Raw genomic sequence first — 22,776 nt, 5'->3', positions numbered from 1 at the left:
CTTTATGTTGGTTTTTGTCATCACGCCACTTCTTGTGGCCGGACTCATCTTTTATAGCGTGGTCATTGAACCTCGGTGGATTCAATTTACGCGTTACGATATTGCTATTCCAAATCTTCCGACGTCTTTTGACGGATTTTCTATCCTCCATCTATCCGATTTTCACGGCCGGGTGGGGGCCTTTTCTTTTTTGAAAAAAAAGAAAATTACTGCGGATATTATTGTAGTAACTGGGGATCTATTTGCTTGGAAAACGCTACCCCGGTCACGAATCGCTCACGCGCTTGATCAACTTCGAGCGCCTGACGGTGTATATTTCGTGAGCGGCAATCACGACTACCGCAATGGCCGCCTGAATGTCTCGCCGTGGAACGTCGGAGAACGGTTATTAGATAATCGCGTGATTCCTTTACGGCGCGGAGAAGATACACTATGGTTGGCAGGAATTCCTGATCTGGTCAAAGGGCACCCCGATTGGGAGAAAATCAACGCGGAGATCCCTCAAAAGGCGCCAGCGATCTTACTTTCGCATCGTCCCGATGCGGTACTGAATCCCTATGCTTCACGATTTGGACTCATTCTATCGGGCCATACGCATGGTGGACAAGTGACGGTGTTTGGACGCTTAATACCTGTACGTCATACCCACGTTGGCAAACGCTATGCCTGGGGCAAATGGATCGGTCCGAGCGGTACCGTGCTGATCACCTCACGGGGTTTAGGATCCTCTGAGTTACCCATACGATTTGGTGCTCGCCCACAAATTATTTGGATTAGATTAATTCGGGGCTAAGAAATGTAGCCCCAATAACGGTACAATGCAATCAATGTCTTTGTCGGCATCAGAGATGGCCGCAGACACCGTAGATGCATTGAAAGGAAAAGTTCATGGCATCTGACCGTTCATCATTTTGATTGAGAAGATGCAAGATCAGTGTCAACTATCTTTATCTGTACGGGGTTATGCAATCGCAAGGGAGGGAAAGGCTCATTCTTTTGGAGATATATCCAAAGATTTCGAGCCAGATATGATGAAAATCGCCATTATCGGCGGAACCGGAGTTTATGATTCGTCATGGCTCAGTTCGATCCAAGAATTACGCGTAGATACACCCTATGGCACTGTGAAAGTCATTCAAGGTCAAGTGAATCAGCTGGACGACGCTGTGTATTTTTTGAATCGACACGGGACAAACCATCAGATTCCGCCGCATCTAGTCAATTATCGTGCGAATATTTGGGCTCTGAAACACGTTGGTGTAGAACGGATTATAGCGACGGCGGCTGTGGGCTCGCTAAACGTGGCAATGCCCCCCGGTAGCGTGGTTTTGTGTGATCAATTTCTTGATTTTACCAAGTCACGCGTGAGCACTTTTTTTGAAGGCGGACCTCAGGGCGTGGTACATACGGATATGACCGAACCGTATTGTCCTCATATGCGTCAAGTCATTTATCAACAGGCCTTAACAAGGAACTACCCAACAGTCAACGGGGGATGTTATGTAGCCACAGAAGGGCCCAGGTTTGAGACGCCTGCAGAAATTCGAGCTTTTCGCCTTCTTGGAGGTGATGTCGTCGGGATGACCAGTGTTCCAGAGGTGATACTCGCACGGGAATTAGGTTTATGTTATAGTTCGTTGGCCTTGGTTACAAATTATGCAGCCGGAATCTCACCGCATCCTTTAACTCATCAAGAAGTATTGGATCTCATGGCTGAAAATATGACATATTTAAAACAATTGATTGTCACGAGTATTCCGTTATTGCAATCACATCGAGACTGTTATTGCCACAATTCGGCCGATACTCCATTAGGGGGATCGTGAGACCTTAAATACTTTCAACAGGAGGAAGAAATGATGTCCACATTAAAAAATCCCGGGCTTGCAGCGTTGGGTCACGACAAAATGAATTGGGTTCGCCGCAAGATGCCTGTGTTAAAAGCGCTGCGTGATCGTTATGTCAAGGAGCAGCCTTTTAAAGGACAGCGCATCGCAATTTCTTTACATCTTGAAGCGAAAACCGCCATATTGGCCGAACTGTTACATATTGGAGGAGCGAGTGTCAGCATTACCAGTTCGAATCCTCTCAGTACCCAGGATGATGTAGCTGCAGCATTGGCAACGACCGGTGTTGAGGTGCATGCATTTCGTGGAGCCAGCGATGAAGAATTTGACCAGTTTCATCAACATGTATTGGATATTGAACCCACTTTACTGATCGATGATGGTGGAGAATTGACCGAACGCCTGCATTCATCTAGAAAGGATCTAGCCCGCCATGTTTTGGGGGGAGCAGAAGAAACGACGACCGGCGTGACGCGTTTGCGGGCACTGGCAGGTGAACATCGGCTTCTTTACCCGATGATAGCCGTCAATGATGCCGATATGAAACATCTTTTCGATAACCAGTATGGAACTGGTCAATCAACATGGGACGGGATTATGCGTACCACCAACTTGTTGATTGCCGGGACGACTGTTGTTGTGGCGGGATATGGTTGGTGTGGACGTGGGGTAGCAGAGCGAGCCAGAGGGCTTGGAGCGCGAGTCATTGTCACAGAAGTTAATCCGGTGCGGGCTAATGAAGCCCTAATGGATGGACATCAAGTGATGACGATGGACCAAGCCGCGTCCTATGGAGACTTTTTTGTGACGGTTACAGGAAATCGTGATGTTATTCGTCCCGAACATTTTGTCAAAATGAAAGATGGCGCGGTCTTAGCAAATGCGGGTCATTTTGATGTAGAGGTTGATGTCAAAGGTCTACGCGCTATGGCTACCGAGGTCATTCCCGGTCGCAATGAAAATGTTGAAGGTTTTGTATTACCCACAAAGCAGACCCTTTGGCTTCTGGCTCAAGGGCGGCTGGTGAATCTGGCGGCTGGGGATGGACATCCCGTGGAAATTATGGATTTAACCTTTGGCCTTCAAGCTTTATCGCTGGAATATTTGTTAAACCATCCTTTAGAACCTGGGGTTTATCCCGTAGACCCGGCGGTCGATAGATGGGTTGCTGAAATTCGCTTAAAGGCGTTAGGTATTGAAATTGATACGTTAACTCCAGAACAACAACAATATATGGCCTCTTGGTAATAAGAATGGAAGAGGTACGGTTTGGTGCAAAGCATCCATCACCATTTTTGCTCAATCGTGCAGCGGGCGACGAGTATGGCGTGGGTGGGTTCCATTGATCACATAGGAAGGAGGGCGGTGGCGGTCTTTCCTGGTCCGAAGGTCCCGGTTTCCGCACCGCAAATATCTGATGAGATACCGAATTGAGACAGATACGGTCCTAACCATGGACGACGCATTTCGCATTTTTCGACCTGGACAACTTACCTGGGAAGATGGGAGGATTGTAAGTGTTGGCCCGGTAGAAGATGATGCGACTTCGGTGGATCAACTCATTCATGTAACCGGAGGCATTTTGCTGCCTGGTTTTTATAATGGCCACAATCATGCTGCCATGACATTGTTTCGAGGCCTAGCCGACGATAGCCCTATTTTCGAATGGCTTGAAAAACATATTTGGCCCGTAGAAGCTAAACTGACGGCCGAGGACATTTATATTGGCACGTTGCTGGCAGCGGTAGAAATGATCAAATCGGGCACGGTGGGCTATGCCGATATGTATTTCGAAATGGACGCGGTCGCCAAGGCTACAGTGGAAAGTGGCTTGAGAGGTTGGCTTAGCCGTGGACTTATCGGTCAAGATGACGAAGACGACAAACTAAACGACGCCATTGCATTTGCCACCCGTTGGAAAGAACATCCCTTGATTACACCGATGCTCGGTCCTCACGCTCCCTATACATGTTCGCCAAAATTTTTAGAGCGCGTTGCTGAGAAGGCAAAGGCACATCAATTAGGTATTCATATCCATTTGTCAGAGAGCCTGGATGAGGTGGCCCAAATCCGAAATCGATTCGGTGTCACGCCCATTCAATTAGCTGCCCAAACAGGGATTTTTGAAAACCGAACGCTTATTGCCCACGGCGTTCACATCGAGCCGGAAGATATTCCGTTTCTTGAACCAATGCAAGGTGGAGTCATTTCCTGTCCCGTGAGCAATGCGAAATTGGGAAATGGGATAATGCCCTACAATTTACTACAACAAGCGGGGATTGCGGTAGGGTTGGGAACAGACGGCGCCGCCTCGACGAATTCATTAGATATGTTTTTGGAAATGAAGGCCATGGCATGGATGCAAAAAGTGCGGGAAGGGAAACCGGAAAGTTTTCAGGCACAAACAGCTCTGATGCTGGCAACGCGGGGCAGTGCCAGGGTATTGGGGTTTCCTGGGGGAATATTGGAATCGGGGAGGCCAGCCGACTTCATCGTTGTGGATAATACCGCTCCTTATATGACGCCCGACATTGATACAACGGCCAATCTCGTCTATGCGGCGACAGGACATGATGTTCTCTATACGATTGTCAATGGTCAAATCCTTCTGGCTGAGGGGATGTTAACGACACTCGATGAACGTGCGATTCGTGCCGAGGTACAAAATCGAGTGGCCAGGCTTTTATCCATTTAGCGATTTGGTGAATCTTATGTGACATACGTGACTAAAGTGGATTTTACAGTCAAATGAGGTGTCTAAGCCATGGATGAATGGCAGAATAATCCTTGCTTTGTATGTGGTAACCAAAATGATCAGGGGATGCATGTGCATTTTACCTATCTACCCCATGAACATCTGGTTCGCGCCGAGGTCGTGGTAACGGAATCGTGGCAAGGCTTCAAAGGGATTGTTCATGGCGGGATTATTGCTGGACTTCTTGACGATGCGATGTGGCATATCCTGTGGAATGAAACGCATGTGGTGTCTATGACAGCGGACTTGAGAGTCCGTTACCGCAAACCGCTCTCTATTAATACCCCTTTGCTGGTAATAGGGAAATTAGTCGAATCAACACGGCGGCTTATGCGCGCCCAGGCTTTTATTGAACAAAATCAAGAGGTTATGGCCAGTTCCGAAGGTATTTTTCTTCCGGCCAAGGGTCTTCCTGAATGATTGATCCGTTTAATTTTTATGAGTACTCACTGTTGATTTACCAATTGGCCCGTGATGTTCCCGAATCAAGGCTTCTTCTTCATTTGCTCGACACAGCGCAACAAGAATCGGTGGACATTATCTTATCAGCACGATCCTTGTTAGCACCTGACACGATTGGGTATCCCTTGGAGGAAGGCTATTATGGCCGGGTCTTGCTACTTTGGGGAACGTGGGGGAAAGATTTGGGTGCGGATATTCTCCATCTTTGGGATGGGCGCGCCGAGCCCCTATGGCGACCAGAACGTGCGGCCGAAGATGTTGGTGGACCGTCTTTTATTCTGAATTCAACGACTGATTTCGAAGATCTTCCCATGGAATTTTGCGAAAAGACAGGACTCATGGGTTTGAACGTTTGGCCAAATTATTATTCTTTTAAGGGACATTTGGGCCTTTTTCCCTGGAGCCGTCCCAAAACATATGACCTCCTTAGAGAACGTCTGGCGCTTTGGGACCGTTGGATACAAAAAAAGCCTGTGGTGGCCATTGGTACCAATCTATGGTCTGTCGGGAGCGAAAAGGTCATAAGGATGGACCTTCCATTACGGACAATCCGCACGCAAGTCTTAGTTCCGCAACCTTTAACTTTCCAACACCTGGCGCACGACAAACGGCTCATCACAGAGGCATTGATAGAAGGCCGCGTTGATGTGATGTTCTCCCGCGTCGGATGGGAGAAAGGGTTTCGTTACTGGATTGAGCAGGGACAGCAAAGATATCCGATGGGCCGTGAAATGCTATGGCAACCCGGCCAAAAGTTAAAAGCGATCAGTCCTGTTCCATCCCAGTGGAAGATTTTCTGTAATGGCCAGGTGGAATATGAAGGCACAGGACTGGTCCAGGAATATTCAGTCCGTCAGCCGGGAACTTGGCGTGTTGAAGTTTACCGTGGACATCATCAGCCGTGGTTGGTTAGCAATCCTGTCTACATTCGAGCGTCAGAAGTCTAAAGTTGCCCGCCGAATTCCTGGATGGTGTGGGCCACATGATCGCGGTCACTTGCAGGCACTACCGCGGTTAAAATCCATGCTCCAACACTTAACCCCTGCTGAGACCATGCGCCAGATGCTGTCCATTTATCATCGAGGCGGCCAATGTCATAGCCATAACGGCCCCAATCAACCAACGGTGCATGATTTAAGATTTCATTTCCCATGTCTGAGGGCACTGCATCAATTTGGATCACGTCAAATCCTTGATGACGTAGGGCGTCTTGACATCTTTGAGCCTGTTCCAGAGAACGAAAAAAGGCTAAAATGTTTTTCTCTTCCATCGAAGAACCTCCTATCAACGGTGATGGAGGTAGTGTTGCTGATTTTGCGAAGGACTATGACCATGGGTGTGCTAGAATAATATTATGTAATGTGCGGATAGAGAAATGAGGCGTTATGCGAACAGATTTCGTCATTGTAGACCTCGAAACCACAGGCTTAAATCCTGAATCGGATCAAGTGATTCAAATTGCGATGCTACGGGAAATAAACGGTCAGACAGATACCCTGGCTTTTTTTATTAATCCGAATAGATCGATTCCCGCATTTGTAAGGCGGTTAACAGGGTTTGACACCATGGACTTTTCACAATTTCCGACGTTGGATGAAGTTATTGAGGAGATTCGAGACTTTATCGGCGATCGATTAGTGGTAGGACATCAAATTGGTTTTGATCTGGCTTTTCTCAAACGAGCGGGACTGTATATCGAAGCCTGTCTCGATACTTTAGAATGGGCTCGAATTGCGTTGCCAACGGAACCGTCTTACCGCCTTGAAAATTTAGTTCCAGAGGAAGGGCATTTTCATGATGCTCGTAATGATGTTCAAGCAACTTATCGCCTGTTATACCGCATTCGCACTGCGTTAAGTCATCTACCCGAAACAACACAACGAGATTTACGCTATTTACTAGGGAACGAATGGGATTGGTGGCAAGTGGAGGTTCTACCCAATACTCGCCCCTCACCTTTAGATCAGCCCCACGGGGAACCAAATACTGGGCGCGAGCTTGTGCCTTTCCCTCACGGATGGCAATCCCAAAGCTGGCTCAAAAACCCTACAAATATCGGGAAAAATTTTGAAGAATTTGAACAGCGTCCTTCTCAAGAATCTATGATGGCTGCAGTCGAGCAAGCTTACCAAGATCAGTCCATTTTGCTGGTCGAAGCAGGCACGGGAACTGGCAAGAGTCTGGCTTATCTCATTCCTGCTGTACTGGTGTCTTTGAAACAAGGAGAACGCACGGTCATTGCGACGCATACCTTAGCGCTGCAAGAGCAGTTGTGGAATAAAGATTTGCCGATGGCCCAACAGGATTTGCCGGTCAATGTAGCGTTAGTCAAAGGGCGTGGGCAGTATGTCTGTTTGCTGAAGTCTGATGAAATACGGCAAACCACGACAGTTCTCAATGAAAGCCGTGAGCGACGTATCGCTATTGCGCGGTTATTGACCTTTATTGCGCAAACGGACCGCGGCGATTACGACGCATTTAATCCGTTTTCACGAGAAGCCAAAGAGTTATGGCAAGACGTGATGGCTGATCGCCACGCGTGCGCTGGTCCTCGTTGTCCCTATGCGGGTCCATGTTTTATGCGCCAGGCCCGTCGAAAAGCGGAGGAAAGCCATGTTGTTATTGTCAATCACGCCTTACTAGCGTCTCATATGGCCAATCCAGTCGTTCTTCCGGAATTCGATCATGTGATTATTGACGAAGCCCATCACTTTGCCGATGTCGTCGAGCGGACTTTTGGGATGGAATTTGTGATGGCGGATTTTAGGCGGACATTAGCCGAAAACACGGCAAGAAATGGTCTCTTTGATCATTTGAAGACGCACCCCGACTTATTTAGTCCCATAGAATATTTGCGAGCGCAAAGTATCACTTTGCTTGAGCGTTTGGAAGTTTTAGAGAGCATGTTCATTGCGGAAACTCCTGCCAGTGATTATAACCGGCAAGCCGTGCGAGTCACTACAGAGAAGTTCGAATCATGGCAGGGAACTGAACTGGAAAAAGCGATGGGGTTGACCCGTGAGGCCATGGCGAATGTCGCACAGGCGTCACGAGATATTTGGAGTGCTGCCGAAGCGATATTTGGGGATGTGATTAAAAACGACCCTACCTGGTTACGTTTTGAGAAGTGGGCAGACGATATGTCATCGTATAGTCTGAATCTCGATCAATGGGGAGCCCCGACTCCGCAGCAGGTGAGCTGGTGGGAAGCCACACATTTAGACGCTAATCCGCAAATAACGTTGCGCTTTGGACCGGTCGATGTCGCTCCATTAGTCCATGAGACGTTATGGAGTCAAATCAAAACCGGTGTGCTGACTTCCGCGACTTTAAGTGTGGCAGGGGATTTTGATTACATGGCACGAAGTCTGGGTATTCCAAAGGAACGCATGCGCACTTTGCGATTGCCTTCGCCCTTTAATGTGCGTGCGAATAGTGTATTGGCTATTCCGTCGGATGTTCCTGATGTAAATCGCGTTGAACATCTCAAAGAGTTGGCCGAATTTCTTATAGAGGTCGTACCGCGGATTAATGGCAGGACGTTGGTTTTGACGACCTCGCACCGGAGTTTACGGGTACTGGCGGATAAAATACGTCCGGTCCTTGATCCTTTAGGTATCGTGACATTGGCCCAAGGGATTGATGGACCGAGTGTGCGATTAGTCGACCAATTTAAGCAATCGTCCCGGGCAGTTCTTCTGGGCGCTGCAGGATTGTGGGAAGGCGTAGATGTACCCGGCGCGGATCTTTCTTTGGTGGTGATGGCGCGCTTACCATTCGCGGCTCCGGGCGATCCTCTAGAGGAAGCCCGCTTGGAACGTATTGCTCAAAGAGGTCAATCTGCATTTTATCAAAGGACATTGCCCCAAGCCGTTTTGCGGTTTCAGCAAGGTTTTGGCCGGCTTTTACGCACCAAACATGATCGCGGAGCCGTTGTGGTCTATGATCCACGCATTATCCGCAGTCGGTATGGCGCCAAATTTATTCAGGCATTGGCGGGACCAACGATTTTAGTTCAGCCGGCTCATCAAGTACGCCAAGTGATTCAGAAGTTTATTGTTAAGGGAGGCCATGACGTTAATGAAACGCCAACAAATTTTAATTACGAATGATGATGGTATTAACGCGTTAGGTTTATCTCTTCTTGCTGGAACCATGAGTGAGGTAGCAGACGTTTATGTGGTCTCACCAGAATTAGAACGTAGTGCCATGGGTCATGCTATTACGATGCACAAGCCACTCCATGCCACTCCCGTGAGCTTTCTTACGGGTGTTCAGAGGGCATGGCGTATTAACGGAACCCCTTCAGATTGTGTGAAATTGGGCATAGAAATGTTGCTGCCGGAAAAACCGGACTTGTTATTATCAGGAATTAATCACGGGTCGAATTTAGGACGCGATATCTATTATTCGGGAACCGTCTCCGCGGCAATGGAAGGCATGTTTCTAGGCGTTCCGTCTATGGCATTGTCTTATAATGGAGAGGATGAAGAAGGACTACAATGGGCAGCGGAGTTTACCAAGAAGTGGGTCTTCAGCGAAAACTTTGAGCGACCTCCCAAAGGCATCTTATACAATGTGAATTTTCCTAGTATATCTCAAGGGATCCCGTCACAGCTAGCCTGGGTCAGGTTGGGGCGTCGTGAATACGCTAATGACTTCCACAAGCGGGTGGATCCCCGAGGGCGAGAATATTTTTGGCTTGCTGGCCACGTTCAAGATGTGACAGAGGATACAGGCACAGACGTTGGGGCATTGGCGGCAGGGTTCATTACGGTTACGCCGCTGCACATGGATGCTACAGCATATCACTTGTTGCCCGAAAATAACCGCATTGAAGTTCCATCATGGCCTAAGTTGTAGGTTTGTTCCAAGACTCAAGGCTTTGCGCCATAAGTAAAAAGGTATGCTCTGACTCGGAATGACCGTCGTACCACGAAATGATTTGCATGTGAAGACAAAAGGATGGCGACTCGTACCGGACAATTAATCCCGGGACAAATAATTTCTCGATGATATCATGTTCATGAACTTGTTCCTTGTCGATATGTACTTGACCACCGGGAAGAAGCTGCCACTGCCGGGTGAGCCATTCGGAAAATGCTGCTATGGATTGGTGTGCCGGTACCTCAATATGTTGCCAGCTTCGGGGTGATCCGCATGGCGTCACAATCAAGTGAAAACTGGCCGCCGTGGCAGGAGTACTAGGCAAGTGAAAATGGCGGCGACGACTTGCGCAAGCTTGTAAATGGCGAACCATTCCGGATTCAGGTCGCACTAATCCGCAGAAATGACACCGACCTAAGGAATCCGCGGCAATTTGAAGACGTGACTCGGACATCAAAATCTCCCCGGCTTAAAGACTTCGCTGTCATTCGAGTGTACCGCCTCAGGACAGATTCTGTCTAGCTCTTTCCTCTCCTCGTAAGAGAAATCGAAGAAGTCGAAGGAGGGGAAGAAGTATCTTACCGCGTTACGTCCATGAGAACAAATCGAGCGAGACAGAACCTCTTTGAGGAACATCATCTCTTGTCGAGGATTGCTTGTTCCATTATGGGTCTCCCAACGTCCTCAGTGCACGGCCAATATCGATCGACGGGAACTTGCCGTAATCAGTGAGAGTTTGGTAAAAGGTGACGCCATAGCATCTCCGATTAAGGAAACAATATAACCGGAGGAGGTGGTGCAGACGAGTTCCGATAACCGCCCGGAAGAACCTGAATCCGAAGAAGCCCTCGATCAGTTGAAGTTTGAAGTGGCCGAGGATCTGGGGCTCGATGATGATATCAAAAAACGCGGTTGGGCCAATATGACAACGCGTGAAGTCGGAAAAATCGGTGGCAATATGGTACGACGTCTCGTCCAAAAAGCCGAGAAGGATTTATCTCATCATGAACCGTAGCCGAACAACATTATTGCCAGCCGCTCTATCCCTGTTGATAGAGCGGCTTTTTTATCCGAATAGCGGTCTGTTTTCTTTGGCTAAATATGTCATTGAAAGAGGCACAAGCGCGTAAAGTGAACTAGCACATGAGAGGAGACAAAATCGATGAGTGTATCAGTGATTTTACGCGGGTTCATGGCAGGAGCTTTGGCAGCGGCTTTGATCGCCTTTATTTTAGCCTTAATTGATTTTAATACGGTGTTAAGCAGCGGCATCGTTTCTGTGGCCTTATGGACAGGGACGTTAATGGTTTCTGCCATTAGCGGGTGGGTTGCGGGGAGAGGAGCAGATCAGGCGGGCTGGATTCATGGCATGTTGGCGTCCCTGACGGTATTTCTCGTGGGAAAAGTTATCGCCGAAAATTTGCATATGGGTGCTGGCAATCATTTATGGATCGGAATGGCTGTTTCCATGATTGTCGGAATGATTGGCGGCATGTGGGGAGCCAACACGCAATACTGAGAAGATCATGATCAACAACAAATGAATAAATTTCGCCAAATGGTGCATTCTGGAAGTTAAGGAGGAGTGGACCAGATGGCGGGAATTACGTCAAATCTCATTGCGAGTGCGCTATCGTTGTCCTTGCTGTCACCGGGCAATCTCAAAACAACGCAAATGAATAACCCGGTGGCCGTGGCGTCTCTCCAAGCTGATCTCGATGCCTTGGGGTTCAATGCGGGTCCGATTGATGGCCAGATGTCGACGCGGACCTATCAAGCGATGGCAGAGTTCGTGACACAGTTTGGGCAAAGTCCGTCTCAATCGTTGGGACAGCAAGTTTCGCAGATTGTCAAATCTTTGCCGAATTTGGGAACGGAATTGTCCGGAACCAGTATTTTGGCCATGCAGACGTGGTTAAGCCGGTGGCATCTTTACCACGGCCCCTTAAATGGTCAGTCATCTTCTGGATTCATGCAAGCCATTCGGCAATTCGAACGGAAGACGGGAATTCCGGTGACAAACCAATTGGATGGCATAACCCTTGCAAGCCTTGCGCATTTGGCAGTGATCACTCAAGCAGTCCACCATCATTGGACATATGTGGCTGAAAAGGGCGACCAAATGCGCCAGTTGGCATGGGCTGCTGGTCTTCCCTTATCGCAATTTGAATCCCTAAATACTCTTCATGGCAGCTTATTATGGGTTGGACAAGTGGTAAATTTTTCATCCTCATCACTGTCCAGGAAATCCCACTTCAGTTCCCCAGACCTTCATCAGCATCTCGGAACGACGGCGCCTGACAACGGGACAAGCTCAGCCCAAGGGCACAATTCTTCTCACCCTGTCTCATCGACACCGTCACAAAACATCTTTACCCCGGCCCCATCTTCCGCTATCTTTAGTAACATTCAGCCCATTGCTGCCTTTGTGGTCTATAATCCCTCACGCAAGGTGTTAACGGCATTACTGCAAGCACAAAAACGTTTTCCGCATGATTTGATTGACGTGGCTGTTACCGGCTTATGGGCAGTGAACCATCCCCAGAGCATGAAGTCATTGGCTCAAAGTGGTAATGAAATTATCATCAGTGGATATACCGGGATCTCTTTGAATCAATTGCCAGCGTGGGGTGTGCGCCAAGAAATAACGTGGGCAAAACGTGCAATGCTAACGACAGCAGGCATCGCTCCGGTGTTTGTGAGTCAGCCAATTTCCTTTAATCAATCGACTACAAGCCTCATCGATGGCCTGAACATGATCGGTATGTCACCGAATGTGATGATGCCGTCCTCTTCGTGGTCTACCAACCTAGCGACGTCGATGTTGCTATCTCATGTGAATCAAATTGTGGGAACGACGGATTATCCCCAAAGCGTTGAACAGTGGGATAACTTTTTTAAAGCTCTTCAATCGCGCCATTTTGTGTTTTTGAACTTAGGCCAAATTTGGGCGAATGGAGCATAAAATTTGTAGGCCGACGACATATTACTCCCAGATGGGTTATCCATCTGGGAGTCATGCATGGGAGCTGTTCAGTTGCTGTCTTCCAATGCTTTTTCGGCTTCACGGATCATGACTTTAACCATGTTTCCGCCGATTTTTCCGCCAATTCGTCCTAATTGGCGAGTCGGCATGTCAGCCCATCCTTTAACGGCGATTTCGTGACTGAGACCGAGATCGCTCGCGATTTCATATTTGAATTGATCGCGGACACTTTCCGGTAACAATGATGGACCGCGCTTGCGTCGGGCCATAATAATCGCCTCCTCACGGGAATATTAGATTTTTGGGTTGCAAATCTAGTGTGGCGTAAAAAGCTTCGGGGCATGTTAGGAGGTTCATGACACTCCAAGACAGATTTGGTGAGGATATAAACTGTCATGGTCTTCTGATGCGAGGTGACAAAGGAAACTGCTATAATATCAAGACAACAGATCCTTGTGAGTGGGGGCGGTACAAATGAAGGTGTCAGCGGATCACGAAAAATTAGTTATGCTAGGGCAACGCCGGTTTAATGGTTTTACCCCTTATCAAGTCGTGACATTTCTCAATCAAATTTTAAAAGAGCGTGGTGTGATTTTCGGTTTACGTCAGTTGGGCGACGACAACGAATTAACCATTTACGACATCTCGGATAATGCCAAAGAACCCTAAAATTGGTGTGGCAGCAGTTATCAAAAATGCACAAGGCGAGCTTCTGGCCATTCGTCGCGGCCATGAGCCCGAACAGGGACGCTGGGCATTACCCGGTGGGCATTTAGAATGGGGAGAGACGCTCGTCGAGGCTGTCCAGCGTGAAGTGCACGAAGAGGTGGGCATAGACGTTTACCCGGAGCGTCTTCTTTATGTTGCCGAGATTAGGTTGCCCGAAGCTCATTTTGTTGTTCTGGATTTTGCAGCCCGAATTATTGGTTCGGACCATGTGAGATCGCAATCGGATGCCCTAGAAGCGCAGTGGATCAATCTGGCCTATTTAGACCAGATTGAGTGGGCACAAGGGATGAAATCTTTTTTTCAGGATGATACGGTGCGAGCTTATTTATGCATATGATAAAGAAAGCTATCGGCGTTGGGTTTCCATTATTACTACTTCCGTGGCTTAGTGCATGTGGAACGGACGCGTATTTAGTTCCCCCCCAAGCCCGAAACGCGCCTAAAGAGATTCTCATGGACCAACAAGCCGTGGAACAGCGGATGCAAAGTATCCAATTTAATTTGACGCGGGCTATCACGACCGAAGAAAGTGCGGTAATTCAAGATCCAACATACGCTGAAGGCTACAGTCGCTTAGCCCAGTTATTTTGGCAGAATCATGAACCGCAAGCGGCTTTAGTTGAAGCACAAAAGGCCTGTCAGCTTCAACCTAGTAACGTGACGTATTGGAATAATTTGGGGCAATTAGCCCTTAATACACATCATCTTAGAACGGCATCCACAGCATTTCATGAGGCGTTATCACACGATCCGACGAACTGGACGGCGTATGTGGGCCTTGGGCAAGTGGCGATTGCACAGCACCAGCCAAATCTTGCTCATGTCGATGCAACAAAAGCCTTAGAATTTGGCGGACCACAAGGTCCCGTATTTGATCTTGATGGACAAGTTAATCAACTTAAGGGTAACTGGAATAATGCGGCAACGTTTTACCGCGATGCTATTGCTGCTAATCCCAATTGGTGGCAAGGTTATTATGACTTGGCGGTGGTTGAAATTCATTGGGGTGAGATTTCGTTAGCTGAACAGAATCTACGGCAGGCATTAACGGATAATCCGGGAAGTTCTTCGGCATGGCTGTTGTTGCAGTCTTTGCCTCAAACGAACAAATCGTAGAATGCACAATGCCGTCTCACGGGGGGGAGGATGCGATGCAATCCGAACGAGTTATTCTTGTAGGTACCTCCGAAAAGGGAGAAGCGGCTAGAATCCGGGGATTACAAGAGTTAGACGAATTAGCGCTGCTCGTGGCTCAGGCTGGTGGTGAAGTCACATATAAATATTTACAATCCCGTGATAATCCCGATGACGGGTTAGGACCTGGAGCTCTTCACGACATTGCGGCTAAAGTGGAAGAACTCCAAAGTCCTGTGGTGGTGTCCAACGATGATCTTGCGCCGTCGCGATTGCACCAATGGGCACGCATTTTGGGCCCTGATGTCCGGATTATCGACCGCACCCAAGTAATATTGGACATTTTTGCTCAGCGTGCGCAGTCTCGGGAGGGACGTATTCAGGTTGAATTGGCGCAACTAAAATATTTACTTCCGAGGCTCCGGCAAAGTGGGAGAACACCGTCACGGGCAGGGGCCGGGATAGGTACCCGCGGTCCGGGAGAAACGCATTTGGAAATGGACCGAAGGAAAATCCGAACACGGATCAAAAATTTAGAAGAGTCGATTGCGATTTTGCAGCGGGAGCGCACAGCTCGCCGGCGAAGACGCCAATATCACCGTGTGCCTTTAATTACCATGGTGGGTTACACGAATGTGGGCAAATCCACCTTATTTGAACGGATGACGCGCCGTGCTCAACTGGCCCAAGATGCGTTGTTCGTAACGTTAGATCCCAGTGTCCACCGCATTTTGATCCCAGGTACTGGACCTGCTCTCTTAACCGATACCGTCGGATTTGTCCAACGTTTACCTCATACGTTAGTGGCCGCATTTCGCGCGACCCTTGATGAAGTTGTGGAAGCTGATGTGCTGTTAGAGGTCCTTGACGCATCCGTGCCGACATTAGATCAGCAGCAAGACGCCATCGAACAAGTTTTAGAGGAGATAGGGGCCCAGCACATTAAGCGCGTTAAGGTATACAACCAATGGGATAAGTTGCCACCTGATACAATAAGGCCCCAAGATGGTGTCGCCATTTCTGCACGTTATGATACCAATTTTACTGATTTATATACCGCGATAGGCCGGGCACTGACAGATTTTTACGTAGAGCGCTGGATTTTTGTGCGATGGGACGATGCGATGAAATGGCAGAGAATTTATCAAGATGTGCAAATCGTTCAGCGCCAAGACACTGAAGACGGGGCACGCTTATTGGTCCGGGCTCCTTCACATTTACTTCCTCTACTAAGTGGGGCGATGGAAGAAAGCCCCTAATGCTAAAGACGGCGGAAGGCGTTTAGACTATATCGCACACAGTATAGGGAGTATTTAATGAGTTCTGGGAGTTCTTTTGTTCCAGCAAGCTTATACTATCCGTGCTATAATTAAAAAATTGGTTGAGACTTGTGATGACAACAGGGATACTGGTTAGGTTGTCATAGCGTGAATATGATTGACCCGGATTATAGACGAAAGGAGGCAGCCTGGTACGTATTATGGCATCCTCACTGCCAGTGGCAAATAGGAATCCATAAATACGGGTGGAGTATACCAGGACAGTTCACATGAATTCCCAAACATTTTATATTAAAACCTACGGCTGCCAAATGAATGAGCGCGACTCCGAAATAATGGCAGGGCAACTCCGTCAAATGGGTTACCAACCTGTCAACGATGAAAAATCGGCCGAATTGATCATCGTCAATACGTGCGCCGTACGCGGAAGTGCGGAAGAACATGCCCTGGGATATATTGGTCAGCTCAAACAACTCAAAGACCAAAATCCTGCTATGCGTCTTGCAGTAGCAGGATGTATGTCGCAAGAACCAGGAACTATCGCCTGGTTAAAAAAGCATGCAGCGCATGTAGATTTGGTTTTCGGCACGCACAATTTGCACGAACTGCCGAAATTGCTGGATGAAGTGGAACAAAGCGATGAAATGGTGATAGATGTTTGGAAGAGTGCTGGGGAAGTTGTGGAACATTTGCCCTCTCAGCGGGCGGATGGGGTCCAAGCGTTTGTCAATATTATTTATGGGTGTGATAAATTTTGCACCTATTGTATTGTGCCATTTACACGCGGAAAAGAACGTTCCCGCGAGATTCCAGCTATTGTCAATGAGGTAAAGGCGTTAGCCAAAGAGGGATACCAAGATATTACGGTTTTGGGGCAAAATGTGAACTCCTATGGTCATGATCTGACGCCAGCGGTTGATTTAGCGGATTTGCTGGTCGAACTAGAAAAGATTGACGGCGTACGGTGGCTAAGATACACAACGTCCCATCCACGAGACTTTAGCCAAAAACTCATCGACACGATTGCACAAAGCCAAAAAATTACACATCATGTTCATCTTCCTGTACAATCAGGATCCAATCCGATCTTAAAGCGGATGAACCGTAAATATACGCGTGAACAATATTTGGACTTGATTGAGCGCGTCAAACGTGCCATTCCCGATGCTGTCTTGACGACCGATATTATTGTAGGGTTTCCCGGTGAGACAGAGGAAGATTTCGAGGCGACGATGGACTTAGTCCGGCAGGTACGATATGATGCCGCGTTTACATTCCTCTATTCTCCACGTGAGGGAACGCCAGCAGCCCGGTGGGAAGGGCGAGATCCGGTGCCGAATCCTGTAAAGAAGGAACGGTTGAATCGTTTGATGTCACTTCAATATCAAATCAGTTTGGAAGCGAACCAACAGCTCATTGGACGCACGGAACTGGTGTTGATTGAAGGACTGAGCAAGAAGAATCCCAATGTCTGGGCTGGCCGGACTCACACTAACAAAGTGGTGTTGATTGATCGCGATCCAGCGGTAGACCTGATTGATCGTTTTGTACCCGTACGGATTTCTCAGGCCAAGACATTTTATTTAACCGGAGAAGTGGTGGGTGCTCCCGTCTCGGATCCGTCCCCTCGCCGCCGTGTCGAACTGCCATTGGTCTAAACCCCATGCGTCACCGTTATCTTTGGGTCATTATTGGGCTAGCGGCGTTAGTCGCTATAATTGTCGGGATAAGTTTTTTCCGCCAGGCGTACTTACAGGTGCGCCAGGCTTTTTTTGCTTTGCAGCTGCTAACCGAAGTGCAAACAGATCTCCTAGCTCATCATAGTGCCCAAGCGGCTCGTCTTTTTGTAAATGCTGAAAGTTTATTGCGAGTTCCCATTCACCCTTTAACCTTTGCACAATTACAAACCACTCTCACTGTGGCTTATGAACGGCTTAGCCCGTTAACTTTAAGCCTTAACCCGAGCATGATTATGGTCTTTATTGGTCTCACCGGATTTGTGATTTTTGTGTTTTGGATAGAAGAACGCCGCATTGATCGTTTGCAAGAGGACAAAAGACATTTATACTCCCAGTGGATGGCCATCACGACGGCATGGACGGGTTATCGATTTCTTACACATCCAGAGGAACTGTTCGCACGTATCTTGGAACAGGTTAAGAAAGAAATGGGTTTAGATGGTGTAGAAATTTGGCAATGGCGTAGTGATCCTCAAAATGCTCTGACGGTGCTAGTCGCAACGGGATCGAGTATCTTGAGCGATGCCTTGCCGATTCCTCAAGCATTCCTTGAACCGTCGTTGGGATTATTGGGCACAGTGATCCAAGATCAAAATCCGGCATATTCCGGCGAAGCGTCAGAATTAAAGGCAATTTTTCCAGGACTTAGAGTTCCCAATATGGCAATATTGCCGTTATATCTGCAAGAAAACATTTGGGGTTTTTTCGTACTCTGGGGTCCTGAACATGCCTGGTATTTCCGACATCAAGATGTGTTAAAAATTATTGCCATGCAAATCAGTACAATTTTGACTAATACCGTATTGGAAGAACAAGCGAGACGGGCGGAAGTCTACCAACAAATGGCCAGGGGGCGTTCCGAATTACTCGCCAATGTGTCGCATGAATTGCGTACACCCTTGGGATTGATTAAAGGCTATGCGGAAACCTTGCTGAGTTTATTCGAGCGGTTACAGCCCGAAGAGCGACAAGAATTTTTATTAACGATCCTCGAGGAAAGCCAACAATTGGAACAGTTAATCGATAATTTGCTGAATATGTCCCAAATTGAAGAGCAAGGGATTACCCTAAATCTCCGCCGTTTTGCCTTGAAACCTTGGATCGAAGGGCTCTTACGCCGCATTATGCCGCAAGATCGTCAACGCATTCATATTTCCGTGCAAGATACGATAGTTTTCGGTGACCCTGAGCGTTTATTTGAAGCATTGATCAATATCGTGGAAAATAGCTTGAAATATTCATCTGGAAAAATCTTTATTATGAGTGGAATATCTAACGGATGGTGGACAGTGCGCGTGCGTGATGAAGGTCCTGGCGTTGCCGCCTCGGATTTGGAACGGATTTTCCAGCGGTTTTATCGGAGTTCGGGGGCTGCTCAATCCGATAAACGCGGATCAGGGCTAGGGCTCAGCATTGTGAAACGGATTGTCGAGGCACATCATGGACGTATTTGGGCGGAAAATGTTCGCCCTCAAGGTTTTTTAGTGGGAATTGAATTACCCCTTCAAGACGGCGCGAAAGGAGGGTCAGATAATGGCTACCCGTCCTGATATGACGTATCGGATTTTGGTGGTGGAAGACGAACCCAAATATCTTCGGCTGATGAGTACGCATTTGCGGTTGTCGGGATACCGCGTGTTGCAATCGCGCAATGGGTGGGATGCTTTGCATCAAGTGTTTACAGAAGAGCCGCATTTAGTGGTGTTAGATTTGCGGTTGCCAGAAATGGATGGATTTGAGGTTTGCAAACGCATTCGGAAAATGGGCACTGTTCCTATCCTGGTGCTGACGGCTCTTAATACCGATGAGGACATGATTCGTGCATTGGACTTAGGAGCCGATGACTATGTCACCAAACCGTTTTCGCCAGAAACCGTGTTAGCAAGGATACGAGCTTTATTGCGGCGTAGCTACGAATCAGCCATGGACATACCGTTGCCAGAATGTGGCAGGCTCCGTTTAGACGAAGAATATCACAATCTATTGGTTGATGATCGGACCATTCATTTGACGCCCACTGAGTGGAAACTGTTGAAGGAATTCATGATGCATTGTGGTAAAGTGTTGACACATGACCATCTTCTAGGGGCTGTGTGGGGACCGGAATATCAAGGAGACCATGAATATTTGCGCGTTTATGTGCGTAAATTGCGGTCTTACATCGAACCTAATCCCCGGCTGCCTGTATACCTAGTGACACAAGCAGGAATTGGTTATGTATTGTATCCCTCCCCTCATGGCCAAATTAGGGAATAGAGAGGACATTGTCGTGGTCTAAGATGTGGCCAGAATGTTATAATCCCCGGTAGATAACCTACCGGACCGGGACAGGTCAGGATCCATGGATTGTGGTGATTCAATAGGTTTCACGCTCGCAGACGAGAATGAAGACTCCGACATCAGGAATATCACAAGGTCCGGCTACGGCCCCTCCGCATTATTGGGCTTAGCCGAGAAACCCTTATGCAGAAAGGGCGGTAGAGGACAATGGCCTCTACATATAAACGCAGAACACCAGAAGAGATATTGGAAGATATTCGCCGGATGTCACGGGGAAAGCATCGTATCTATCTTGGTGCGGCTCCGGGAGTTGGCAAAACCTATACCATGTTAAGTGACGCGCACATTGCGAAAGAACAAGGCATTGATGTCGTCATTGGGGTTATTGATACGCATGGTCGAGAGGAAACCGCCGAGTTGACACGCGGACTCGAAGCGGTTCCGTTGGCCACCTGCACCTACAAGGGCCTCGAGGTGGGAGAACTCGATGTCGGGGCGGTCATGGCGCGGGGACCCGACGTCGTGTTGGTAGATGAATTAGCTCACACCAATGCGGATAATTGTAAAAACCGAAAACGCTATCAAGACGTCGAAGACTTGCTGGCTGCTGGAATCAATGTCTGGTCGACATTAAATATTCAACATCTCGAATCTCTTAATGATACCGTGCGGCAGATTACAGGCGTTAGGGTTCGGGAAACCGTGCCCGATTCCATCGTACGAGAAGCTAACGAGATAAGGCTTGTGGATCTGACTCCAGAAGCATTGATTGAACGCTTGAAGCGGGGAAAAGTGTACCAAGGACGACGAATTGATCAAGCCTTACAAAATTTTTTCCGAACGGGCAATATTACGGCGTTACGGGAACTCGCGCTACGGGTGGTTGCTGATGATACCGATGATCGCCTTGAAACTTATATGAACCGACATGCGATTGAAGGGCCATGGCCTACCCATGATCGGATTATGGTCGCTGTGACTCCTTCTCCCAACGGGGCCCGGCTGTTACGGCGGGGATACCGAATTGCTCAACGGTTAAAGGCAGAATTTTATGTGGTGATTGTTCGTCCCGCAGACGGTCGAGCATTTTCGGCATCCGATGAACAAACGTTACAAGCACATATTAATTTGGCCAAACAATTGGGTGCGCAAGTGGTGGAGTTGCGTGACAACAATGTTCCCCGGGCGCTCGTGAACTTTGCCCGGGAACATCATGTGACGGAAATCGTTATGGGAGAATCGTTGAGAACCAGGTGGCAAGAAGTCTTTAGGGGATCTGTCATCAACGAGGTTTTGCGTCAAACCAGCAATATTGATATCTTAGTGGTCGGCCACGAACGGGACCGCGACTAAGAGAAGGGCGCACATTATGAACCATCCCGCCCAAGGCGGGATGGGACTTACGTTTTATTTCGATGTTGGGGTGAGGCTTGTTTACTGCTTGAAGCCGTTGTGCCACTTTTTGTGGGAGCAGGCTGTTTGAGGGCTTTTGCGACCCGGTTCCACCATTTTGCGTCTTCGTATCCCACTCTCCAGAACGCGACCCCTCCCAAATGGTCTTGTTCCGCCAACTTAATCCGGTCCACAGCAGCCCGGTCATTGACAAACCAAATAGTGTAGGACACGCCCTTGGATGTGTAATGGTCATAAGCTTCCTTGTAGGTGGGATTCCAGGTGTAGGCGCCGTATTTGTGTTGGTACATCACTTTTAACGGGATCGTTGTTGCCTTAGTGGATCCGGCTTTCCATAAGTAGCCATAATTAGCAATCCCCAGATATAGTTTGGAGGGTTTGACTCCCGCCTTGAGCGCCAGGTTAATGCTTTGTTTGACCCAGTTAAAGGGACTAACGGGCCCTGGCGGCGTGCCATTGCCATGTAAGTCATATGCCATGAGCACCATGCTGTTAACATCTTTGTCTAACGCTCCCAAATCATAGGCTCCAGATTGTCCGGTGCCGGCCGTTAAGGGAATCACCGACATGGATATGACCTTATTCGCGGGCATTTTTTTATGCAACTCGTTCATAAAATCCACGAGAAGTGGGCGATCAGTCGGCTTCAATTTTTGAAAATCGATTTGGACGCCAGCGTAATTCTTGGATGTGACTAAATGGACAATTTGGTCAATCGCCTTCGTGCGCAAGCTTTGGGAAGCCAGCATACCATCAGTGCCCAGATAATTGTTGAACAGTGGCATGAGCGGCAAATGCGCCTGTTTTGCCAACGTGGCGGCATTGCCTTCCGGTTTGGCTATCACTGTTCCGGTAGCACTGACTTCATACCAAAACGGTGAAAGATAGGTGACAAGTCCCGGATGCGCTTTGACAAACGTGAAGGGATCGGGATGGACGTGGGTCATGGTTTGGTCATAAAAAGCAATGACCTTGAGTTGCCCTGTTGATGGTTTACCATGGGTCGTCGTTGTTGTTTTCTTCACCGTTTGTGTTGCTTTATTCGCGGCTTTTCGTGTAGATTGCGTGGTGTGCTTTGCCGGAGCGGGTTTTTGCGGTTCTGCATACAAACTGCACCCGCCAATCAATATTGTGGCGAAACTTAATGTGGTAAGCAACTTTAAATTGTGGACTTTCAACGTTTTAAACCTCCTCGTACACATGAACTTTGTCTGCGACAAAACTGATGGTTCAACGTGATGGACACGTTTTGATGCGTTATTTG

General features: G+C 48.2%; 23 protein-coding genes. 19 read left to right on the top strand and 4 right to left on the bottom strand.

The window, feature by feature from the left end:
• Window positions 1–4: 4 nt before the first annotated feature.
• From AOA63_RS07190 to AOA63_RS07165, 6 genes are all read left to right on the top strand, one after another.
• Window positions 5–793, top strand: coding sequence for a metallophosphoesterase (locus AOA63_RS07190; RefSeq protein ID WP_053959067.1), 789 nt, complete (start codon window positions 5–7; stop codon window positions 791–793).
• A 235-nt stretch (window positions 794–1,028) separates the two neighbouring features.
• Window positions 1,029–1,826: an S-methyl-5'-thioadenosine phosphorylase gene (mtnP, locus tag AOA63_RS07185; protein ID WP_139061516.1), complete on the top strand. Its 798-nt coding sequence runs from the start codon at window positions 1,029–1,031 to the stop codon at window positions 1,824–1,826.
• Window positions 1,827–1,856: 30 nt separating this feature from the next.
• Entirely contained in the window at window positions 1,857–3,095 is a 1,239-nt protein-coding gene (locus AOA63_RS07180) for an adenosylhomocysteinase (protein WP_053959066.1), read from the top strand.
• 205 nt (window positions 3,096–3,300) lie between these two features.
• Entirely contained in the window at window positions 3,301–4,542 is a 1,242-nt protein-coding gene (locus AOA63_RS07175; protein WP_242848290.1) for an amidohydrolase, read from the top strand.
• 69 nt (window positions 4,543–4,611) lie between these two features.
• A complete protein-coding gene (locus AOA63_RS07170; RefSeq protein WP_053959064.1) occupies window positions 4,612–5,022 on the top strand; it encodes a PaaI family thioesterase in 411 nt (136 codons plus the stop codon).
• The gene (locus AOA63_RS07165; protein ID WP_053959063.1) at window positions 5,019–6,011 is read left to right on the top strand and encodes a hypothetical protein; all 993 of its coding nucleotides are present in this window, start codon (window positions 5,019–5,021) and stop codon (window positions 6,009–6,011) included. Before AOA63_RS07170 ends, AOA63_RS07165 begins: the two co-directional genes overlap by 4 nt.
• Here AOA63_RS07165 and AOA63_RS07160 read toward each other — a convergent pair.
• On the bottom strand, window positions 6,008–6,334 hold the full coding sequence (locus tag AOA63_RS07160; protein ID WP_053959062.1) for a hypothetical protein: 327 nt from the start codon (window positions 6,332–6,334) through the stop codon (window positions 6,008–6,010). The genes AOA63_RS07165 and AOA63_RS07160 overlap by 4 nt on opposite strands.
• 115 nt (window positions 6,335–6,449) lie before the next feature.
• On the opposite strand from AOA63_RS07160, the gene AOA63_RS07155 reads away from it, so the two are divergent.
• Window positions 6,450–9,176, top strand: a complete 2,727-nt coding sequence (locus AOA63_RS07155; RefSeq protein ID WP_053959061.1) for a helicase C-terminal domain-containing protein — start codon at window positions 6,450–6,452, stop codon at window positions 9,174–9,176.
• Entirely contained in the window at window positions 9,145–9,927 is a 783-nt protein-coding gene (gene surE, locus AOA63_RS07150; RefSeq protein WP_053959060.1) for a 5'/3'-nucleotidase SurE, read from the top strand. The genes AOA63_RS07155 and surE overlap by 32 nt, the downstream gene beginning before the upstream one ends.
• Here the strand turns inward: surE and AOA63_RS07145 are convergent.
• On the bottom strand, window positions 9,917–10,405 hold the full coding sequence (locus AOA63_RS07145; protein ID WP_053959059.1) for a hypothetical protein: 489 nt from the start codon (window positions 10,403–10,405) through the stop codon (window positions 9,917–9,919). The genes surE and AOA63_RS07145 overlap by 11 nt on opposite strands.
• A 339-nt stretch (window positions 10,406–10,744) precedes the next feature.
• Here AOA63_RS07145 and AOA63_RS07135 point away from each other — a divergent pair, with 339 nt between their 5' ends.
• The 3 genes from AOA63_RS07135 to AOA63_RS07125 all read left to right on the top strand — a co-directional run bounded on the left by AOA63_RS07135 (window position 10,745) and on the right by AOA63_RS07125 (window position 12,916).
• Window positions 10,745–10,966: an alpha/beta-type small acid-soluble spore protein gene (locus AOA63_RS07135; protein WP_053959057.1), complete on the top strand. Its 222-nt coding sequence runs from the start codon at window positions 10,745–10,747 to the stop codon at window positions 10,964–10,966.
• Window positions 10,967–11,113: 147 nt separating this feature from the next.
• Window positions 11,114–11,470 (top strand): TIGR04086 family membrane protein, encoded by a 357-nt coding sequence (locus AOA63_RS07130; RefSeq protein WP_053959056.1) that lies wholly within the window; start codon window positions 11,114–11,116, stop codon window positions 11,468–11,470.
• A gap of 75 nt (window positions 11,471–11,545) precedes the next feature.
• Entirely contained in the window at window positions 11,546–12,916 is a 1,371-nt protein-coding gene (locus AOA63_RS07125; RefSeq protein WP_053959055.1) for a peptidoglycan-binding protein, read from the top strand.
• Between the two features lie 68 nt (window positions 12,917–12,984).
• Here the strand turns inward: AOA63_RS07125 and AOA63_RS07120 are convergent, their stop codons facing one another.
• Window positions 12,985–13,206, bottom strand: coding sequence for an alpha/beta-type small acid-soluble spore protein (locus AOA63_RS07120; protein WP_020373090.1), 222 nt, complete (start codon window positions 13,204–13,206; stop codon window positions 12,985–12,987).
• 205 nt (window positions 13,207–13,411) lie between these two features.
• Here AOA63_RS07120 and AOA63_RS07115 point away from each other — a divergent pair, with 205 nt between their 5' ends.
• The 8 genes from AOA63_RS07115 to AOA63_RS07080 all read left to right on the top strand — a co-directional run bounded on the left by AOA63_RS07115 (window position 13,412) and on the right by AOA63_RS07080 (window position 21,452).
• Window positions 13,412–13,606, top strand: a complete 195-nt coding sequence (locus tag AOA63_RS07115) for a DUF4264 family protein (RefSeq protein WP_020373089.1) — start codon at window positions 13,412–13,414, stop codon at window positions 13,604–13,606.
• A complete protein-coding gene (locus tag AOA63_RS07110; RefSeq protein ID WP_053959054.1) occupies window positions 13,590–14,003 on the top strand; it encodes an NUDIX hydrolase in 414 nt (137 codons plus the stop codon). Before AOA63_RS07115 ends, AOA63_RS07110 begins: the two co-directional genes overlap by 17 nt.
• Window positions 14,000–14,782, top strand: coding sequence for a tetratricopeptide repeat protein (locus AOA63_RS07105; protein ID WP_053959053.1), 783 nt, complete (start codon window positions 14,000–14,002; stop codon window positions 14,780–14,782). The genes AOA63_RS07110 and AOA63_RS07105 overlap by 4 nt, the downstream gene beginning before the upstream one ends.
• Window positions 14,783–14,817: 35 nt before the next feature.
• The gene (gene hflX / locus AOA63_RS07100; protein WP_053959052.1) at window positions 14,818–16,059 is read left to right on the top strand and encodes a GTPase HflX; all 1,242 of its coding nucleotides are present in this window, start codon (window positions 14,818–14,820) and stop codon (window positions 16,057–16,059) included.
• A gap of 290 nt (window positions 16,060–16,349) precedes the next feature.
• A complete protein-coding gene (gene miaB, locus AOA63_RS07095) occupies window positions 16,350–17,738 on the top strand; it encodes a tRNA (N6-isopentenyl adenosine(37)-C2)-methylthiotransferase MiaB (RefSeq protein ID WP_053959051.1) in 1,389 nt (462 codons plus the stop codon).
• A 5-nt stretch (window positions 17,739–17,743) separates the two neighbouring features.
• On the top strand, window positions 17,744–19,369 hold the full coding sequence (locus tag AOA63_RS07090) for a sensor histidine kinase (RefSeq protein ID WP_053959050.1): 1,626 nt from the start codon (window positions 17,744–17,746) through the stop codon (window positions 19,367–19,369).
• Complete coding sequence (locus AOA63_RS07085) at window positions 19,353–20,075, top strand: response regulator transcription factor (RefSeq protein ID WP_053959049.1); 723 nt, start codon at window positions 19,353–19,355, stop codon at window positions 20,073–20,075. Before AOA63_RS07090 ends, AOA63_RS07085 begins: the two co-directional genes overlap by 17 nt.
• 231 nt (window positions 20,076–20,306) lie before the next feature.
• Window positions 20,307–21,452, top strand: coding sequence for a universal stress protein (locus tag AOA63_RS07080; RefSeq protein ID WP_053959048.1), 1,146 nt, complete (start codon window positions 20,307–20,309; stop codon window positions 21,450–21,452).
• Between the two features lie 47 nt (window positions 21,453–21,499).
• Here AOA63_RS07080 and AOA63_RS07075 read toward each other — a convergent pair whose 3' ends face one another.
• A complete protein-coding gene (locus tag AOA63_RS07075) occupies window positions 21,500–22,690 on the bottom strand; it encodes a glycosyl hydrolase family 18 protein (protein WP_053959047.1) in 1,191 nt (396 codons plus the stop codon).
• Window positions 22,691–22,776 lie beyond the last annotated feature (86 nt).

Source organism: Sulfobacillus thermosulfidooxidans (genome assembly GCF_001280565.1).
Taxonomy (GTDB): domain Bacteria; phylum Bacillota; class Sulfobacillia; order Sulfobacillales; family Sulfobacillaceae; genus Sulfobacillus; species Sulfobacillus thermosulfidooxidans_A.
Note: the sequence above shows the minus strand (reverse complement) of the source record. Positions and strands in the feature narration are given on the sequence as shown.

Bases quoted from the DNA above. Each gene is read 5' to 3' on its own strand.
- AOA63_RS07160 (WP_053959062.1), bottom strand. From the start codon at position 6,334: ATGGAAGAGAAAAACATTTTAGCCTTTTTTCGTTCTCTGGAACAGGCT.
- mtnP (WP_139061516.1), top strand. From the start codon at position 1,029: ATGATGAAAATCGCCATTATCGGCGGAACCGGAGTTTATGATTCGTCA.
- AOA63_RS07080 (WP_053959048.1), top strand. From the start codon at position 20,307: ATGGCCTCTACATATAAACGCAGAACACCAGAAGAGATATTGGAAGAT.
- AOA63_RS07105 (WP_053959053.1), top strand. From the start codon at position 14,000: ATGATAAAGAAAGCTATCGGCGTTGGGTTTCCATTATTACTACTTCCG.
- AOA63_RS07090 (WP_053959050.1), top strand. From the start codon at position 17,744: ATGCGTCACCGTTATCTTTGGGTCATTATTGGGCTAGCGGCGTTAGTC.
- AOA63_RS07115 (WP_020373089.1), top strand. From the start codon at position 13,412: ATGAAGGTGTCAGCGGATCACGAAAAATTAGTTATGCTAGGGCAACGC.
- AOA63_RS07170 (WP_053959064.1), top strand. From the start codon at position 4,612: ATGGATGAATGGCAGAATAATCCTTGCTTTGTATGTGGTAACCAAAAT.
- AOA63_RS07175 (WP_242848290.1), top strand. From the start codon at position 3,301: ATGGACGACGCATTTCGCATTTTTCGACCTGGACAACTTACCTGGGAA.
- AOA63_RS07155 (WP_053959061.1), top strand. From the start codon at position 6,450: ATGCGAACAGATTTCGTCATTGTAGACCTCGAAACCACAGGCTTAAAT.
- AOA63_RS07190 (WP_053959067.1), top strand. From the start codon at position 5: ATGTTGGTTTTTGTCATCACGCCACTTCTTGTGGCCGGACTCATCTTT.
- AOA63_RS07165 (WP_053959063.1), top strand. From the start codon at position 5,019: ATGATTGATCCGTTTAATTTTTATGAGTACTCACTGTTGATTTACCAA.
- miaB (WP_053959051.1), top strand. From the start codon at position 16,350: ATGAATTCCCAAACATTTTATATTAAAACCTACGGCTGCCAAATGAAT.
- AOA63_RS07145 (WP_053959059.1), bottom strand. From the start codon at position 10,405: ATGTCCGAGTCACGTCTTCAAATTGCCGCGGATTCCTTAGGTCGGTGT.
- surE (WP_053959060.1), top strand. From the start codon at position 9,145: ATGAAACGCCAACAAATTTTAATTACGAATGATGATGGTATTAACGCG.
- AOA63_RS07130 (WP_053959056.1), top strand. From the start codon at position 11,114: ATGAGTGTATCAGTGATTTTACGCGGGTTCATGGCAGGAGCTTTGGCA.
- AOA63_RS07125 (WP_053959055.1), top strand. From the start codon at position 11,546: ATGGCGGGAATTACGTCAAATCTCATTGCGAGTGCGCTATCGTTGTCC.
- hflX (WP_053959052.1), top strand. From the start codon at position 14,818: ATGCAATCCGAACGAGTTATTCTTGTAGGTACCTCCGAAAAGGGAGAA.
- AOA63_RS07120 (WP_020373090.1), bottom strand. From the start codon at position 13,206: ATGGCCCGACGCAAGCGCGGTCCATCATTGTTACCGGAAAGTGTCCGC.
- AOA63_RS07180 (WP_053959066.1), top strand. From the start codon at position 1,857: ATGATGTCCACATTAAAAAATCCCGGGCTTGCAGCGTTGGGTCACGAC.
- AOA63_RS07085 (WP_053959049.1), top strand. From the start codon at position 19,353: ATGGCTACCCGTCCTGATATGACGTATCGGATTTTGGTGGTGGAAGAC.
- AOA63_RS07110 (WP_053959054.1), top strand. From the start codon at position 13,590: ATGCCAAAGAACCCTAAAATTGGTGTGGCAGCAGTTATCAAAAATGCA.